Consider the following 16,866-nt stretch of genomic DNA (forward strand, 5'->3'; position numbering starts at 1 on the left):
CCGGCACCTCAGGAACCCGGCAGGACGGTCGCTATCCGGTCGACGGCCTCGGTCAGCACATCCGGTGCACAGGCCACGTTGAGCCGGGCGAAGCCGTTGCCCTGCACTCCGAAGGCCGGGCCGTGATGCAATGCCACCCGGCCTTGCTCCAAGATCGCCAGACCCGGGTTGTCGCCGAGACCGGTGGCCCGAAAATCCAGCCACGCCAGATAGGACGCCGACGGGCGGTGCGCCCGCACTCCGGGGAGTCGGGTGTCGATCAGCTCGGTGAGCAGATCGAGATTGGCGCCGATCACCGACAGGGTGGCGTCGAGCCAGTCGTCGCCGCCGGAGAAGGCCGCCTCGGTGGCGGCACGACCGAGGATCGACGTGCGGAACCGCACCTCTTCGGGCTGCCGGGCCACCAGCGCCCGCATCCGATCACCGGCGACGACGGTCAGCGCACATTTGGCGCCGGCGATGTTGAACGCCTTGCTCGCCGAATGGGCGGCGACCCCGACCTCGCGCGCGGCGTCGGATATGTCGAGGAACGGAACGAAGTCGACGCCGGGATGGACCAGCGGTGCGTGGATCTCGTCGCTGATGACCAACGCGTCGTATTCGGCGGCCAACTCTGCGAGTCGGGCCAGCTCGGACCGCGGATGCACCAGCCCGAGCGGGTTGTGCGGATGGCACAGCAATACCGCGCGCGCCCCGGCCGCCAGCGCCGCGCGGATGCCGTCGAGGTCGAGACGCCAGCCCGCGTCGTCGACGCTCAACGGCACCTCGACGACCCGCCCGCCCGCCTCCGGGACGAGTTCGAAGAACGGTGGGTAGATCGGTGGCATCACGATCACTCCGTCACCCGGCGCGATCCCGGCACGCAGCGCCTCGACGATCACCACGCTGACGTCGGTGGTCAACGACACGTCGGCAGGGTCGGGGGCCCAGCCCCAGCGTCGATCCGCGAATCCGGCGAAAGCCGTTGCCGCGCCGCCTGCGTCACCCGCATAGCCGAGGTCGGAGGCTGCCACGGTGGCGATCATGGCCTCGGCGACCACCGGGGCCAGCGGATAATCCATCTCCGCGACGAACAGCGGCAGCACATCGTCGGGATAGGTTCGCCATTTGGCGCTGGTGCGACGCCGCAGTTCTGCCAGGTCGGGGGCGACAGGTCCGATGCTCACCTCACCCTTCGTACCCGATCCGCGCGATTCGATACGAAGCGGCTCGCGCACAGCACCTCTCGACACACCCCGGCGGCCCCCGGCACACTGGCGCCATGAGTCCTCGCGATTTCCCCGTCCGGATCGGTGTCCAACTCCAGCCCCAGCATGCAGCGCTGTACGCGCCCATCCGCGACGCGGTGCGCCGAGCCGAGGATCTCGGCGTCGACATCGCCTTCAACTGGGATCACTTCTTCCCGCTCTACGGCGATCCCGACGGTGCCCACTTCGAATGCTGGACGATGCTCGGCGCCTGGGCGGAGCTGACCACCCGCGTCGAGATCGGCGCCCTGGTGACCTGCAACTCCTACCGCAATCCCGAACTGCTCGCCGACATGGCCCGAACCGTCGATCACATCAGCGACGGGCGACTGATCCTCGGCATCGGATCGGGGTGGTTCGAGAAGGACTACACCGAATACGGCTACGACTTCGGCACGGCCGGCAGCCGGCTCGACGATCTGGGTGAATCGCTCCCGAGGATCGAGAAGCGGCTGCAGGCACTCAACCCGCCGCCCACCCGCGACATCCCGGTACTCATCGGCGGCGGCGGGGAGAAGAAGACATTGCGGCATGTCGCCGCACACGCCGACATCTGGCACTACTTCGTCGACGAGGAGAGCTACCGCCGAAAGGCCGACATCCTCGAACGGCACTGCGCCGACCTCGGCCGCGACCCGTCGACCATCGAACATTCGGCGGCCGTCGACAGCCGCGGCGGGACCGTCGACGACGCCCTGCGCAAAGCCGATGCCCTGTCCGCGGCCGGAATCTCGCTCATCACCGTCGGCGTCGGCGGACCGGACTACGACCTGACCACCCTGGACGCGCTGTGTCGCTGGCGCGATGACCACAATGCCTGAACCTCTCAGGCGGGCCGTCTAGATTTGTGACCATGCATGTCGTACGGACGTCCCTTTCCGTGCCCGTTCGCCCGCGGACGACACCGATCGCGCGGGCGGCGGGAGCCCTCGCCACCCTCGGTGTCGCTGCCCTGATCTCGCTCGGATTTGGTGGCGGCACCGCGCACGCCGAGAAGCCGGTCAACATGCCCGAGCCGATCGTCGACACCGCCGGTGTGTTGACACCCGCGCAACGCAGCGCGCTGTCCGACCGTCTGGACCGGCTCTTCGACGACCGGGCCGTCCAGATGTGGGTCGTCTACGTACGCGACTTCGACGGCCTCAAGGGTGAGGACTGGGCGCGCCGCAGCGCCGAGGCGAGCAACCTCGGCGACCACGACGTGCTGCTCGCCGTCGCCACCGATCGCCGGGAGTTCTACATGTTCCCGCCGGACCCCGATTCGGTGGATGTCAGCCAGTCCGAATTCGAGGAGATCGAGCAGAACGACGTGCTGCCCGCGCTCAAACGTTCCGATTGGGCGGGCGCGGGTATCGGCGCCGCCGACGGCATCGACGCCGCGATGGATCCGTCCTACACCGGGCTGATCACCGCCGGTGTGGTCGGTGGCGTGGCGGTCGTCGGCGGCGGGGGCGCCGTGCTCTACACACGCCGGCGTAAGCGCCGCCGCCTCGACACCGAGCTGCAGGAACTACGCGAACAACAAGAGGAACTGACCGGCGATCAGCTGGCGGAGCAACCCCTCGACGTCCTCGACCCGTGGTCGCGGGAGGTGCTCACCGACACCGACAACGCGATCCGTACCAGCGAGGAGGAACTGCGGCTGGCCGTCAGCGAGTTCGGGGCAACCCAGACGCAGCCGTTCAGCGATGCGCTGGAACACGCCAAGTCCGGCCTCGCCCGCTCCTTCACGTTGCGGCAGCGCCTCGACGACAACATCCCCGAGACCACCGACGAACAGCGGTCGATGCTGGTCTCGATCATCACCACCTGCACCGATGTCGATGCCGCGCTGGACGCCCAGGTCGCCGAGTTCGACGCGATGCGCGACCTACTCATCAACGCCGACGCCCGGTTCGACCAGATCACCCAGGAACTCGTCGCGCTGCGCACCCGACTGGACGCCTCGTCGACCCAGTTGATCGCGCTGATCGACAAACACGGCGAGCAGACGCTGTCCTCGGTCGCGCACAACGTGGACCTCGCCCGAGAGCAGATCGGTTTCGCCGAGGCGAGCGCCGACCAGGGCCGGGCGGCGATCACGCAGCCTGCCGGTGAGCAGGGGCCTGCGGTCGCCGACATCCGGTCGGCGGAGGGCGCCATCGCGCAGGCCACGAAGCTGCTCGACGCGATCGACAACGCCGACGCCAACATCGCGGCCGCACATTCGCGGATCGCCGCGCTCATCACCGAGGTCGACGACGAACTGGCCGAGGCGGCCGGTCTCACCGCCGACGGTGGTCCCGCTCTCGCGACCGCAGCATCGGTTGCTCGGACCGCGGTCGCCAACGCGCGCACCGGGTTCGATGCCGACCCACTCGGCGTCTTCACCGCTCTGGTGACCGCGGACGCCGACCTCGACGACGCCCTTGCCTCCGCGCGCGACGCATCCGGTGAGCGCACCCGCCGGGCCCAGGTCGTCACCGGCGCCCTCGAGTCGGCCCAGGCCAAGGTCTCGGCTGCGGCGGATTTCATCGGCACCCGGCGCGGTGCCGTGCAGTCCACCGCGCGGACCCGCCTCGCCGAGGCGCAACGACTCCTCACCCAGGCGAACGCCACCGCGGGCACCGATCCGCTCGACGCCGCCGACGACGCACGACGTGCCGGGTCGCTCGCAGATCAGGCCCTGATGCAGGCGCAGGGCGACGTGGTGGACTGGCAGCAGTCACAACAGCCGCGCCGCTCCGACGGTTCGGCCGCGGGCGCGGTTCTCGGCGGCATCCTCGTCGACAGCTTCCTCCGCGGCACGCTCGGCGGCGGTCGTGGCGGCGGGTTCGGCGGCGGATTCAGCAGCGGTGGCCGCAGCCCGGGCAGCTTCGGCGGTTCCGGGTCGTCGGGCCGGATCGGAGTGGGTGGCCGGTTCTGATCGGCCCGTCACGTCGGGCGCTGTTCGCCCGACGTTCACCTTCGGATGCCCGGGGCGTTCCTTCGCGCACCTAACCTCACTGAGGTTCGCGGCCCACAGCCCAGGTGCCGCCGGGGAGGATGACTCGTGCGTATTCCGTTGCAGCTGTTGACCATCGGTGGTTCCGACGTGGGGCGTTCGGCTCGCGCCAGGATCACCTGCCGCTACAAGTGTGGCGATGCCTGTGCACATGAGCCGGGCAACAACAGCGACAACGCGTATTTCCGGGACGTGGTTCGCGCGGAGGTCTCACGGCGCACGGTACTTCGCACCTCCCTGGGCGCGGCGGTCGCGGTCGGAGCCACCTCGGTGCTCGCCGCCTGCGGCGACGACTCTTCCGACTCCGCCCCGGCGTCGGGTGCTGCGGGTAATCCGCTGCCCGGCATGGCCTTTGACGCCGTCGCACCCAACACTGAAGACGCCGTGGTGATCCCGCCCGGCTATCGCCAGCAGGTGGTGATCCGCTGGGGCGATCCGATCCTGCCCGGCGCTCCGCAGTTCGACTTCGCGAAACAGACCCCGGAGGCGCAATCCGGCCAGTTCGGCTTCAACAACGATTTCGCCGGCCTCATTCCGGTCGACGGGGTCGGCGGCCACTTCTACCTGGTCGCCAACCAGGAGTACCCGACCGAACCGTTCATGTTCACCGGTTTCGTCGAGGGTAAGCCGACCGAGCAGCAGGCCCGCATCGCGATGGCCGCGGTCGGTATCAGCGTCGTCGAGGTGCAGGCCGAATCCGGCAGCGGAGCACTGAAACCCGTCGTCGGACCCCGCAACCGGCGACTGACCGCGTCGACGCCGATCCGCATCACCGGTCCGGCCGCGGGTAGCGCATTCGTCAAGACCGCGGCCGACCCGAAGGGCGAAGTGGTCCTGGGCACCTTCGCCAACTGCTCCGGCGGGATCACCCCGTGGGGCACCATGCTGTCCGGCGAGGAGAACTTCAACAACTACTTCGCGAATGCGAGCAAGGTGACCGACCCGGCCACCGCCGCACATCTGAAGCGCTACTCCTTCGAGGATGACGCCGACGAACACCAGTGGGCGCAGTACGAGAAGCGCTTCGACCTGGGCCAAGAACCCAACGAGGCCAACCGATTCGGCTATGTCGTCGAGGTCGATCCACACGACCCGACGTCGGTGCCGGTGAAGCACAGCGCGCTGGGGCGATTCAAACACGAGTCCGCCACCATTCACGTCGTCGACAGCGGCCCGGACCAGGGCACCGTCGTCGCGTACACCGGCGACGACGAGCGTTTCGAATACATCTACAAATTCGTTTCCAGCCGCAAGATCAAGAGCGGATTGTCGAAGGCCGCACGCACCCACAACCTGGGCATCCTCGACGAGGGCACGCTGTATGTGGCCACCTTCACCGGCAACGACCCTGCCGCCATCGACGGTTCGGGACGGCTGCCCCAGTCGGGTAAGTTCGCCGGCAAGGGCACCTGGAAACCGTTGCTCACCACCAACTCCGACGGGTCGGCGCGTTCCCATGTCGACGGCATGACCCCGGCCGAGGTCGCCGTGTTCACACGGGCCGCCGCCGACAAAGTCGGCGCGACCAAGATGGACCGTCCCGAGGACATCGAGCCGAACCCGGTGACCGGCAAGGTGTACTGCGCGCTGACCAACAACAGCAAGCGTGGCACCGAGGGCAAAGCGGCGACCGACGAACCCAACCCGCGCGTGGAGAACAAGAACGGTCAGGTCATCGAGCTGACCGACAACCACGCAGGCACCGACATGACCTGGGAACTACTGCTAGTCTGCGGCGATCCGGCAGCCGCCGACACCTACTACGGCGGTTTCGACAAGGCCCAGGTCAGCCCGATCTCCTGCCCGGACAACGTCGCCTTCGATCCGCACGGAAACTTGTGGATCTCCACCGACGGCAACGCCCTGAAGAGTAATGACGGCCTGTTCGCGGTGGCCCTCGACGGCGAGCGGCGCGGCGAGACCAAGCAGTTCCTCACCGTGCCGAAGGGCGCGGAGACCTGCGGCCCGATCATCGGCGCCGACCGGGTCATCGTCTGCGTGCAGCATCCCGGAGAACTCGACGACCATTCCGCCGACAACCCGGCGTCACATTGGCCAGACGGCGGATCGTCGCAGCCGCGACCGTCCGTGGTCGCGGTCTGGCGTGACGGTGGCGCGGTCGGCGTCTGATGCGAGTAGGTCGCTGCGCGGGATTCGCGTAGCCGGATACTCGTGTTCCTCGGGCCGGATATCGGAATCCTCGAAGTCGGTCGGCACTTCGCCGGCCGCCCGCTCGAAGGAGATCCGCATACACCGCGGACCCGTCCAGGGCACCTTCGACGACGCGACGAACGGAGTTTTCGACTCCTGACGTCGCTGCCGGCCGATGGCGACGCCGTACCCCGCGCGGCGTCGCCATCGTGCGTCTTGGCCACACCGTCACGCCGAGTACCAGCCGATCGTCATTCCGCGGGTTTACGCCCGACGACGAAGTAGGCGATCGGGCCGAAGTAGTTCACGAAACTGAGTGCGGTCCACAGCGGCTTGGGTCCGTTGACCTGGGCCGCCGGCCGTCGTTTGAGGTCGCGCAGCGCGGCCGCCTGCAGCGCGAACTGCACGATGGCGCCGACGATGATCAGCGCGCGGGAACGGGGCGGCAACTCGGAGAACTTCTTCTTTCGGCTCATACGTTCCGACGGTAGCCATCGCGTCCCGGCCAGGAGTCGGGCACACACCGCTGTCTGACATGTCACAGCCGTCCGACTATTATTTCGTATCCCTAAGTATTAGGCTTACGAATGTGTCTGACACCGAGGTATCCGAGATCGCCGCAGCGCTGCGCCCGTCGCTGACGCGCCTGTACCTGGCGTTACGCCGGCACACCCCCATCAGCGAGTACACCGCAGCCCAGGCCTCGGCCCTGACCGTGCTGGTCGACCACGGCCCGATGCGAATGGGCGAGCTGGCCGAACGCGAATCCATCCGGATGCCCACCGCGACCGCACTGGTCGACGGACTCACGCGTAACGGCCTGGTCGAACGCCGCCCCGATCCCGCCGACCGGCGCGCCGTCGTCGTCGCCCTCACCGCCCACGGGAGCAAAGTCCTCGACCGGGTCCGCGGCGAACGCGACAGCATCCTGACCTCGGCCCTGAGCCGCCTCACCGATGAACAGCTGGCCGCCATCGCGGCGGCCACCCCGGCACTGCACGCGCTGCGCGAGGTGTTCGACCACCCGGAGGACCGGGTCGGTATCCAGCCCGATACCGACTCCCCGTGACCGGCACCGCATCGTCCCCGCACATCACCCGCTCCGAACTCAAGGGAATACCGATGACCCTCACCGAGAATCAGTCGGCGGCCGCTGTCGCCGATCACCACGAACCGTCACTGCTGGAGGCTTTCCGGCAACAGCCGCGCACCGTGTGGGTCACCGCCTTCGCCGCGGTCATCGCCTTCATGGGCATCGGCCTGGTGGACCCGATCCTCAACAGCATCGCCGAGGCCCTCGACGCCCCGCCGTCGAAGCTGACCCTGCTGTTCGGCGTCTACGTCGGCATCCAGTGTGTCGCCATGCTCCTGACCGGTTGGGCCGCATACCGTTTCGGCCCGAAACGCACGCTGACCACCGGCCTCGTGCTGATCATCGTCGCGGCAGGCATCTCCTCCCTCGCCGACAGCATCGACCAGCTGATCGCCTACCGCGTGCTGTGGGGACTGGGCAACGCCCTGTTCATCGCCACCGCTCTGGCCTTCATCGTCTCGGCCGCCAAAGGCAGCCAGCATGGCGCCATCATGCTCTACGAGGCCGCACTCGGTGTCGGCCTGGCCGTCGGACCGCTGTTGGGGGCACTACTCGGTGAATGGAGCTGGCGAGCTCCGTTCGGCGGTACCGCGATCCTGATGCTCATCGGCGCGATCCTGTGTGCGGTGATGCTGCCCGCCGACGCGCCACACACCGAACGTGTTCCGGTCCGGATCATCGATCCGCTCAAGGCACTGCGCAACCGCACCCTGCTGATCACCGGCATCGGCTCCGCCTTCTACACCGGCGCATTGTTCACCGTCATCGCCTGGGCGCCGATCGCCATGGGACTGCGGCCCATCTACGCGGGCATGGTCTTCTTCGGCTGGGGTCTGCTGACCGCACTCGCCGGCGTCTTCATCGCGCCCGGGCTGGCCCGGATCGTCGGGCAGAAGGGTGGCGTCCTGATCGCCATCACGGCCTACGGACTGGTCATGGCGCTGGCCGCGGTCGGCACCATGACCGACACGGTGTGGCTGATCGGCCTGGCCGTCATCCTCTCCGGCCTGCCGTCCGGCGTGCTGAACACCCTGTTCACCGGTGTCGCGATGTCGGCGGGTGACGGTTCGACGCCACGCTCGGTGTCCAGCGCCGGCTACAGCTTCCTGCGCTGGATGGGCGCGGCTATCGCCGCCGTGCTGGTCGCCCATCTCGCCGAGTGGTTCGGCTCGCACACCGCACCGTGGTGGTTCGCCACCGCGTACTGCGTCGTCGCCGTCGCGGTCGTGTCGCTGGTCCGCAATCCGGCCGCCGACGCGCACGCCGTCGACGAAGACGCCGCACTCATCGGCGCCGAGGAGTACTGATCGGTCCGTCGAGACACTTCCGAGCGACGGCGGAGGGTCTCGACGGGACGTCAGACCGCGGAATCCGGGAACGCGATGACGGACAGGAAACGGATCGGCAGCTCCACCAGTTCGACCGGACCGTGCGCACCCTCACCGTCGAGTTGCAGCGAGTCACCCGGGTTCATCCGATAGACCGAACGACTGTGCGCGTAGTCCATGACCCCGTCGATCATGTAGATGAACTCGGTGCCCGGATGCTGGAACAGCGGCTGCGCCAACGACTTCTCAGTCAACGTGACCATCAGACATTCCAGCCGCTTGTGTTCGCCGCGCAACGAACCGAGCAACTCGTACTCGTGGCCGTCGCGTGAACCCTCGCGGATGATCTGCGACCCTTCGCCCGCTTTGACGAAGACCGCCGACCGTTCCACATCGGCCCCGCGGAACAGTGAGGTGACCGATACGTCGAAGGCGGACGCCAGCCTCGACAGCGTCGACAGGCTGCACGAGGTCTGCGCGTTCTCGATCTTGGAGAGCATCGCCTTGGAGATACCCACCTTCGCGGCCATATCCCCGACCGACAGCCCCGATTGGCGCCGTAGTCGTCGTACGTTGTCCGCGATCGCGCTTTCGAGTTCGATCTCCTCGACCGGCTGGTCGACGAGCCGGTCGCGCGCTGTTCCGGACTGGTTCCGGATGAGAGGGTCCTCCGCCACCCCGCCAGCATAGGCAGCACCCTCACCCACTGCTCTGAGACACACGTCGCTTCCCCCTTTCACACCCTGTCGGTCCGCGCGGCTACATGTTCACCCGATCAGCGCATCTCCCCCGCCCCGACGTAGGGGTACGGGGTCTTGAGCAGGTCACCGTCGGCGAATCGGCCGAACCGGAAGTCCGTCTCCGGGATCCGCGGGTCACTGCTGCGACCGTCGACGACGAGGTCGGCGATCAGACCGCCGACCGCGGGCGAGATCTTGAATCCGTGACCGCTGAATCCGGCCGCGATGACAAGATTCTCCAACGGGCCGCGCGAGATGATCGGATTCCAGTCCGGGGTGACGTCGTAACAACCCGCGTAGCTGGCGGTGATCGCCGCCTCGGTGAGGTCGGGAAATCGGGTGCCCACCTTGTCGACGGTCAGGTCCACGAAGGCCTCGTCGGCCCGGTTCAGGTAGTTGTCCGGATCGGCGATCTCCAGTTCCGCGAGATCACTGTTGCCGAACAGGATCTCGCCGCGGACGTCGGGCCGGACGTACTGCAGCGACACCAGATCCGAGAACACCGGCACCGCGCCGAGATCGACGCCGGGGTCGATCATCACGATCTGCTCGCGATGCACCCGGATGGGTACGTCGACGCCGTGCTGAGCCAGCAGCGGGGCGGTCCACACCCCGGTCGCCACGACCACGGTATCGGCGAAAACACTACTGCCGTCGGCCAATCGCGCGCCGAGGACCCGATCGCCCTCGACGATCAGCTCGGTGACGGCGGTGCCCTGCCGGATCTTCACCCCGGCGGCCCGGGCGGAGGCGGCGAAGGCCTGTGCGGTCTGGTAGGCGTCGCCGTAGCCGCCGCGCTCCTCCCAGCCGAAGGCGGCGAACGGTTCGAGGTCGGCGGCCGGCCACAGACGGGCCACCTCGTCGGCGTCCATCTCCTCGGTCTGCACCCCGACGGCACGTTGGGCGGCGAGGCTCTTCCGGAGGCTGTCGACATTGGCCGGCCCGACACCGACGACGTAGCCGGTCTGCCGGAACCCGATGTCGGTGCCGAAGATCTCCTCGGCCTTCTCGAAGACCTCCAGACCCACCGTCGCCATGGCGGCCAGCGAACTGACGCCGTAATGGCAGCGCACGATACCCGACGACTTGCCGGTCATCCCACCGCCGACGGTGTCCCGTTCGCAGACGATGACGTCGCTGATGCCACGCAGACTGAGCGCCCAGGCCGCGGCGACACCTTCGAGTCCGCCGCCGACGATGAGGACCGAGGCACGGTCGGCGGGGCTCACCGTCCGCTCCCCGGGATCCACGAGGTGCCTGCCATCGGGACGCGGGCCATCGCCGCAGCCTCGATCGAGATCGCCACCAGGTCTTCGGGTTCGAGATGCTGGAGATGAGCCTTGCCGCAGGCACGGGCGATGGTCTGCGCCTCCATGGTCATCACGCGCAGGAAGTTCGCGAGACGACGGCCACCGTCGATGGGATCGAAACGCGCGGACAGTTCCGGGTCCTGGGTGGTGATACCGGCCGGATCGCGACCGTCCTGGAAGTCGTCGTAGTAGCCCGCGGCCGATCCGAGTTTGGCGTATTCGTCGGCGTAGCGAGGATCGTTGTCGCCCAACGCGATCAGCGCGGCCGTTCCGATCGCGACCGCATCGGCGCCGAGTGCCATCGCCTTGGCGACGTCGGCGCCGTTGCGGATGCCGCCGGAGACGATCAACTGCACAGTGTCCTTCCCCGCACCGCAACCACGGTGAACACCCAACTCCTGCAGGGCCTGGACCGCCTGCGGGATGGCCGCGAGGGTCGGGATGCCGACGTGTTCGATGAACACCTCCTGGGTGGCGGCGGTGCCACCCTGCATGCCGTCGACGACCACCACGTCGGCTCCCGAATGCACGGCGAGCTTGACGTCGTAGTAGGTGCGGCTCGCGCCGACCTTGACGTAGATGGGCTTCTCCCAGTCGGTGATCTCCCGCAGTTCGTTGATCTTGATCGCGAGGTCGTCGGGCCCGGTCCAGTCCGGGTGGCGGCAGGCGCTGCGCTGATCGATGCCCTGCGGCAGGGTGCGCATCGCGGCGACACGTTCGGAGATCTTCTGCCCCAGCAACATTCCGCCGCCGCCCGGTTTTGCCCCCTGCCCCAGCACCACCTCGATCGCGTCGGCCTTGCGCAGGTCGTCGGGGTTCATTCCGTACCGCGACGGGAGATACTGGTAGACAAGGTTCTTCGACTGTCCGCGCTCTTCCGGCGTCATACCGCCGTCGCCGGTGGTCGTCGACGTGCCGACCTCCGAAGCGCCGCGACCGAGCGCCTCCTTCGCCCCCGCCGACAACGCGCCGAAGCTCATACCCGCGATGGTGACCGGGGTGTCAAGTTGCAACGGGAACTTCGCATTCCGGGCGCCCAGGGTGACCTCGGTCCCGCAGCGTTCCCGGTAGCCCTCCAGCGGATACCGGGACATCGACGCACCAAGGAAGAGCAGGTCGTCGAAGTGCGGCAGCTTGCGCTTGGCTCCCCACCCGCGGATGTCGTAGACGCCGGTGTCGGCGGCCTTCTGGATGGCGGCGATGGTGGTGCGGTCAAAGGTGGCGGACTCACGCAGTCCGCGCTGCTCGACGCCGAGGTGATCGGTGCTCATCGTGGTGTCCTTCCGTTCAGGGGATTCGGGTCAGTAGGCGGCGGAGTTGTCCACGTGGAAGTGGTAGAGCTCGCGTGCCGACCCATAGCGGGTGTAGGTGGACGGGTCGTCGTCGACGAAGCCTGCGGCCTTGAGCAGACCAGCCAGTTCGTCGAGATGTTCGGCGCGCATCGGTTTGGCGACGCAGTCGGCGCCCAGGGAAGCGACATCGCCGCGCACGTAGAGTCGGGTCTCGTAGATCGAATCGCCGAGTCCGTGTCCGGCATCACCCCGGATGACCATGCGGCCGGCCTGGGCCATGAAGGCGCTGCTGTGGCCGACGTTGCCGCCGACGACGATGTCGACACCCTTCATCGAGATGCCGCAGCGGGCGGCCGCATCACCCTCGATGACGAGCAGCCCACCGTGGGCGGTGGCCCCGGCCGACTGGGACGCATTGCCCTTGACCACCACGGTGCCACTCATCATGTTCTCGGCGACGCCGGTGCCCGCGCTTCCGTTGATGGTCACCTCGGCCTGCTGGTTCATCCCGGCCGCGTAGTAGCCGACATGCCCGTTGATAGTGATCTTCACCGGTGCGTTCACCCCGGCGGCGACGCTGTGGGCACCGGCCGGATTGTCGATGACGATCTCGCCGGAGATATCGCCATGCAGAGCCGAATTCATCTCCCGCAGCGCGGTATTCGCCAGGTCGAAGTGCATCTGCGCTACCCCGTTCGATTCGGTTTCGGTCATCTCGGTCAGTGATCGGGTATCGGTCAGCGTGTCCACGCGTACACCACCTCGGGTTCGGGTTCCCAGATCCGGGCGTCGGCGACGCCGGGCAGATGCGCCAGGGCGCGGTACTCGCTGGCCATGGCCACCCAGTCGGGGGTCTCGGCGATGACCGCAGGCTTACAGGCGATCGCATCGCGGACCACCGCGAACGAGTCACGGTTGGAGACGACCAGCGTGTAGAAGCCGTCGAAGGTGGCGCACACCTCCTTGAGTGCGGTCTCCACGTCCTTGCCGTTGGCCAGTTCGCGCGCGACGAAACGGGCACCCACCTCGGTGTCGTTCTCGCTGTCGAAGACGATGCCGTCGGCCTGGAGTTCGCGGCGGATGGTGGCGTGATTGGCGAAGGAGCCGTTGTGCACCAGGCACTGTTGGGGACCGACTGCGTACGGGTGGGCCCCGGACGGGGTGACCGCCGATTCGGTGGCCATCCGGGTGTGTCCCACTCCCTGCCAGCCCGCCGCCTGCTCGAGCCCCCAGGAGCTCGCCAGATCACGCGGGGTGCCAACACCTTTGAGGACGGTGAGGTCGTTACCGAAACCCGCCACGAGTACCTCGGGGTAGACCGAGCGCGCCGCGGCCAGCAGCGTCTCCGAGTCCAGCGCCGCCGACAGCACCAGGGTCGCGTCGACCATCTGCGCGGTCACCTCGGAACCCGCTGCGTCGCTGATCGCGGTGGCTACCGCGACCGGGTCGAGATCGGCCGTCAGCAGGGTGACACAGCCGTGCCCGGCGGGAACCCAGCCGGGGTTGCCATAGACGGCGATGCCGGCCGAATCGGCGCCGCGGTCCTGCATCTCGCCGAGCATGCCGCTCAGCAACTCGCCGAGACGGGGATAGAGATCGGGGTTGCGCAGATGCAACCCGACGATTCCACACATGGTGATTGCCTTTCTCTTGCAGTCGAAATGGTCAGAAGGCCGTCAGATACTTGTCGATCTCCCACGGCGTGACAGCCGCGTGCCAGGAGAAGAACTCCTCCCGCTTGAGACCGGAGAAGTACTGTGCGACCGTCTGTTTGCCCTCGGGCCAGTCGGTGGGCAGCGCTGCGTCGAGTACGCCGGTCACGACCGGATCGGCCTCGAATGCCTCGACCGCGTGCAGCAGGGTCAACGGGAGCGCACCGATGTGAGCCGGGCAGGAGCCGAGCGTCCCGGGATCGAGACTGCGCTTGATGCCGTCCAGTCCCGCGCCCAGCGCGGCGGCGACCGCCAGATACGGGTTGGCCGAACCGTCACCACCGCGCAGTTCCGCACGCTGATCGTCGGGGATCCGCACGTAGTGGGTGCGATCGTTGCCGCCGTACGTAGGCAGCCGTGGCGCCCAGGAGGCACCCGACCGGGTGGCGGTGGCTCCGGTTCGCTTGTACGAGTTGACCGTCGGCGCCATCACCGCCTGCAGCGCACCGGCGTGTTCGAGGATGCCGCCGACGAAGCCGTACGCGGTCGGCGACAGGTCGAGTCCACGGGCGTCCTCACCGGCCGTCCCGGGGAAGACCGGGGTGCCCGCCGAGGTCAGCGACATGTGCAGATGCAGACCGGATCCGGTCCGCTCGGCGAACGGTTTGGGCATGAAGGAGGCGATCATCCCGCGTTCGGCGGCGATCGTCGAGATGAGGTAGCGCAGCGTGATGACCCGATCGGCGGTGGTCAGCGCGTCGGAGTAGGCGAAGTTCTGCTCGAACTGTCCGTTGCCGTCCTCGTGGTCGTTGGCGTAGTTGGCCCAACCGAGTTCGTTCATCGCGGTGGACACCGCGGTGAGGTGTTCGTACATGCGGGTCAGGCCGTGGACGTCATAACAGGGCTGGTCCGCGGCGTCGGCGTCGTCGGCGATCGACAACCCACCGTCGGCGCCCCGCTTGACCAGGAAGTACTCGACTTCGGCGCCCACCCACGGCTCGAAGCCGGCGTCGGAGGCAGCGGCGATCATCGATCGCAGAATGTTGCGCGGCGCGAAAGGCCACGGCTTGCCCTCGACGTGAGGGTCGCAGTGCACGATCGCCAGGCCTTCTTTGATGAAGGGAACCGGAAGGAACGAAGCCGGATCCGGGACCGCCACGAGATCAGGGTCCCGCGGTTCCTGGCCGATGGCCCCTACCGCGTAGCCGGCGAAACCAACTCCGTCGGTGGCCAATTCGTCGACGGCCTCGACCGGGACCAGCTTGGCGCACGGCTTGCCGCGCAGGTCGACGAACATGGCCAGGATGAACTTCGTGCCATTCGCCGCACAGAGTTCGGCGAGGTCTGTGGACTTCTCGGGGGAATCACTCATGGCGGGCTCCATGTGGTTGGGTGATGCGATTCGGGGCAGTAGCGTCGGGGGTAGACATCCGGCCCACGATCGGCGTGGCCACTGGTCGCGGTGCCACCGCCGGTGTTTACTGTTGTGAGCTTTTGTCTACTAATAGTAGACATGGCCTCTGTTTCCGCGCTGTTAAGCAATGGTGAGATGCCGGTTTCGATTGCCCCACCCCTGGAGCCAGCGCCCCACCGGCATCAATCCACCCACACGAGCGACGACGGGGACCCACCTCGCCGGTGGGTCCCCGTCGTCATCATGGTGATACGGCCTGCGCTCGATTCATCGCGGCGGGACCGGTGCCACAGCTTCCTTCTGCGCCGTACGGGGTTCCGCGAGTTGGCGTTCCACCGCTTCGGCGGCACGAGCGGGCGACATCCCGGACAGACCGGCGTGGCCGACACTCGCGGCCGGGATCTCGTACGCGGTCTCGGCGTGCAGCACCGGGTCGAGTCCGGTGATCTCGGTTTCCTCGTCCACGCGCAGCCCCATCGTCTTGTCGATCGCCTTGGCGATCAGCCAGGTGACCACGAAGGAGTAGGTGCAGGTGATGACGATGCCCGCGAGTTCACGCCACAGGATCGCGATGTCGCCGCCGAAGAGGATGCCCTGCACACCAGCCGGGGCCGATTCCGCGGCGAACAACACGATGCACAGCGTGCCGACGATTCCGCCGACACCGTGGACGGCGAACGCGTCGAGCGTGTCGTCGACCTTGAGCTTGGACTTGAAGCTGAGCAGTAGGGCGACGACCGCCGCGGCCAGGATGCCGACCATGAGCGCACCCAGCGGGGTCATGGTGTTGGCCGACGGGGTGATGCCGACGAGACCCGCCACCGCACCGGTGATCAGTCCGAGCGAGGTGACGTGACCTTCCCGCCAGCGTTCGATGACGCAGAAGCCGATCATGCCCGAACAGCCGGCGAGCAGCGTGTTCAAGATGACGACCTGGGTCAGGAAGCTGGCGCCGAGCGCGCAACTGCCGTTGAACCCGAACCAGCCGAACCACAGGATGCCACCGCCGAGCAGGGCCATCGGCACGTTGTTCGGACGCTCCATGCGCCGACGGCGGGCTCCGAGGGCGACCGCCAGCGCGAGCGCCGCGACACCGGAGTTCATATGCACCGCGGTACCGCCGGCGTAATCGTGGATCTTGATGTCGTTGACCAGGAATCCGCCCTCGTAGCCATCGGCGTCGACGGCGAACACCGAGTGCGCGACCGGGAAGTAGACCAGGGTCAACCAGATCGGTGCGAACACCAGCCAGGCGGTGAACTTCATCCGTCCGGCGGCACCGCTGGCCACGATGGCGATCGTGATGGCCGCGAACAGGATGAACCACGCAGTGAAATACAGGGTCTGCGTGGTGCCCGACCCGTCGTCGGCCATGAAGTCGTTCATGCCGAGATAGTCCACCGGGTTGCCGATGATCCCCCAGCCGCCCACCGTGGGCCCGGACACCAGTCCATAGCCGAAGAGCACGTACAGGACTGCGGTGATGCCGAGGGTGCTGAGCACCATCGTCATCACATTCAGCACATTGCGAGACCCGACCATGCCGCCGTAGAAGAAGGCCAGGCCCGGAAACATGAGTAGGACGAAGACGAATGCCGCGAGCATCCACGCCAGGTCGGCGTTCGCAGCGATGACCGGTTCCATGATTGCGGTCCC

At 67.5% G+C, this 16,866-nt stretch carries 14 protein-coding genes; 5 read left to right on the forward strand and 9 right to left on the reverse strand.

Features of this window, described 5'->3' with window-relative positions:
- Nucleotides 1-8: 8 nt before the first annotated feature.
- Nucleotides 9-1,166 carry a MalY/PatB family protein gene (locus tag QSJ18_RS01135; RefSeq protein WP_286324342.1) on the reverse strand — a complete coding sequence of 386 codons (1,158 nt, stop codon included), beginning with the start codon at nt 1,164-1,166 and terminating at the stop codon, nt 9-11.
- A 95-nt stretch (nt 1,167-1,261) separates the two neighbouring features.
- Between QSJ18_RS01135 and QSJ18_RS01140 the strand changes: the two genes are divergently transcribed.
- From QSJ18_RS01140 to QSJ18_RS01150, 3 genes are all read left to right on the forward strand, one after another.
- On the forward strand, nt 1,262-2,068 hold the full coding sequence (locus QSJ18_RS01140; RefSeq protein WP_286324343.1) for an LLM class F420-dependent oxidoreductase: 807 nt from the start codon (nt 1,262-1,264) through the stop codon (nt 2,066-2,068).
- A 32-nt stretch (nt 2,069-2,100) separates the two neighbouring features.
- Nucleotides 2,101-4,152: a TPM domain-containing protein gene (locus tag QSJ18_RS01145; RefSeq protein WP_286324344.1), complete on the forward strand. Its 2,052-nt coding sequence runs from the start codon at nt 2,101-2,103 to the stop codon at nt 4,150-4,152.
- A gap of 126 nt (nt 4,153-4,278) precedes the next feature.
- Nucleotides 4,279-6,360, forward strand: a complete 2,082-nt coding sequence (locus QSJ18_RS01150; protein WP_286324345.1) for a PhoX family protein — start codon at nt 4,279-4,281, stop codon at nt 6,358-6,360.
- Nucleotides 6,361-6,632: 272 nt separating this feature from the next.
- Here QSJ18_RS01150 and QSJ18_RS01155 read toward each other — a convergent pair whose 3' ends face one another.
- Nucleotides 6,633-6,857, reverse strand: a complete 225-nt coding sequence (locus QSJ18_RS01155; RefSeq protein WP_286324346.1) for a PLDc N-terminal domain-containing protein — start codon at nt 6,855-6,857, stop codon at nt 6,633-6,635.
- Nucleotides 6,858-6,970: 113 nt separating this feature from the next.
- On the opposite strand from QSJ18_RS01155, the gene QSJ18_RS01160 reads away from it, so the two are divergent.
- Nucleotides 6,971-7,450 carry a MarR family winged helix-turn-helix transcriptional regulator gene (locus QSJ18_RS01160; protein ID WP_286324347.1) on the forward strand — a complete coding sequence of 160 codons (480 nt, stop codon included), beginning with the start codon at nt 6,971-6,973 and terminating at the stop codon, nt 7,448-7,450.
- A gap of 53 nt (nt 7,451-7,503) precedes the next feature.
- Nucleotides 7,504-8,781 (forward strand): MFS transporter, encoded by a 1,278-nt coding sequence (locus QSJ18_RS01165; protein WP_286324461.1) that lies wholly within the window; start codon nt 7,504-7,506, stop codon nt 8,779-8,781.
- Nucleotides 8,782-8,831: 50 nt separating this feature from the next.
- Here the strand turns inward: QSJ18_RS01165 and QSJ18_RS01170 are convergent, their stop codons facing one another.
- The 7 genes from QSJ18_RS01170 to QSJ18_RS01200 form a co-directional block, all read right to left on the reverse strand.
- Nucleotides 8,832-9,524, reverse strand: a complete 693-nt coding sequence (locus QSJ18_RS01170) for a helix-turn-helix domain-containing protein (RefSeq protein ID WP_286324348.1) — start codon at nt 9,522-9,524, stop codon at nt 8,832-8,834.
- Between the two features lie 53 nt (nt 9,525-9,577).
- Nucleotides 9,578-10,771 (reverse strand): NAD(P)/FAD-dependent oxidoreductase, encoded by a 1,194-nt coding sequence (locus QSJ18_RS01175; RefSeq protein ID WP_286324349.1) that lies wholly within the window; start codon nt 10,769-10,771, stop codon nt 9,578-9,580.
- Nucleotides 10,768-12,123 carry an FMN-binding glutamate synthase family protein gene (locus QSJ18_RS01180; RefSeq protein ID WP_286324350.1) on the reverse strand — a complete coding sequence of 452 codons (1,356 nt, stop codon included), beginning with the start codon at nt 12,121-12,123 and terminating at the stop codon, nt 10,768-10,770. The genes QSJ18_RS01175 and QSJ18_RS01180 overlap by 4 nt, the downstream gene beginning before the upstream one ends.
- 30 nt (nt 12,124-12,153) lie before the next feature.
- Complete coding sequence (locus QSJ18_RS01185; protein WP_286324463.1) at nt 12,154-12,858, reverse strand: GltB/FmdC/FwdC-like GXGXG domain-containing protein; 705 nt, start codon at nt 12,856-12,858, stop codon at nt 12,154-12,156.
- 23 nt (nt 12,859-12,881) lie between these two features.
- Nucleotides 12,882-13,778 carry a class II glutamine amidotransferase domain-containing protein gene (locus QSJ18_RS01190; RefSeq protein ID WP_286324351.1) on the reverse strand — a complete coding sequence of 299 codons (897 nt, stop codon included), beginning with the start codon at nt 13,776-13,778 and terminating at the stop codon, nt 12,882-12,884.
- A gap of 31 nt (nt 13,779-13,809) precedes the next feature.
- A complete protein-coding gene (glnT, locus tag QSJ18_RS01195) occupies nt 13,810-15,168 on the reverse strand; it encodes a type III glutamate--ammonia ligase (RefSeq protein WP_286324352.1) in 1,359 nt (452 codons plus the stop codon).
- Between the two features lie 309 nt (nt 15,169-15,477).
- The gene (locus QSJ18_RS01200; RefSeq protein WP_286324353.1) at nt 15,478-16,854 is read right to left on the reverse strand and encodes an ammonium transporter; all 1,377 of its coding nucleotides are present in this window, start codon (nt 16,852-16,854) and stop codon (nt 15,478-15,480) included.
- Nucleotides 16,855-16,866: the final 12 nt, after the last annotated feature.

It is taken from the genome of Gordonia heveisoli (assembly GCF_030315745.1).
GTDB lineage: Bacteria > Actinomycetota > Actinomycetes > Mycobacteriales > Mycobacteriaceae > Gordonia.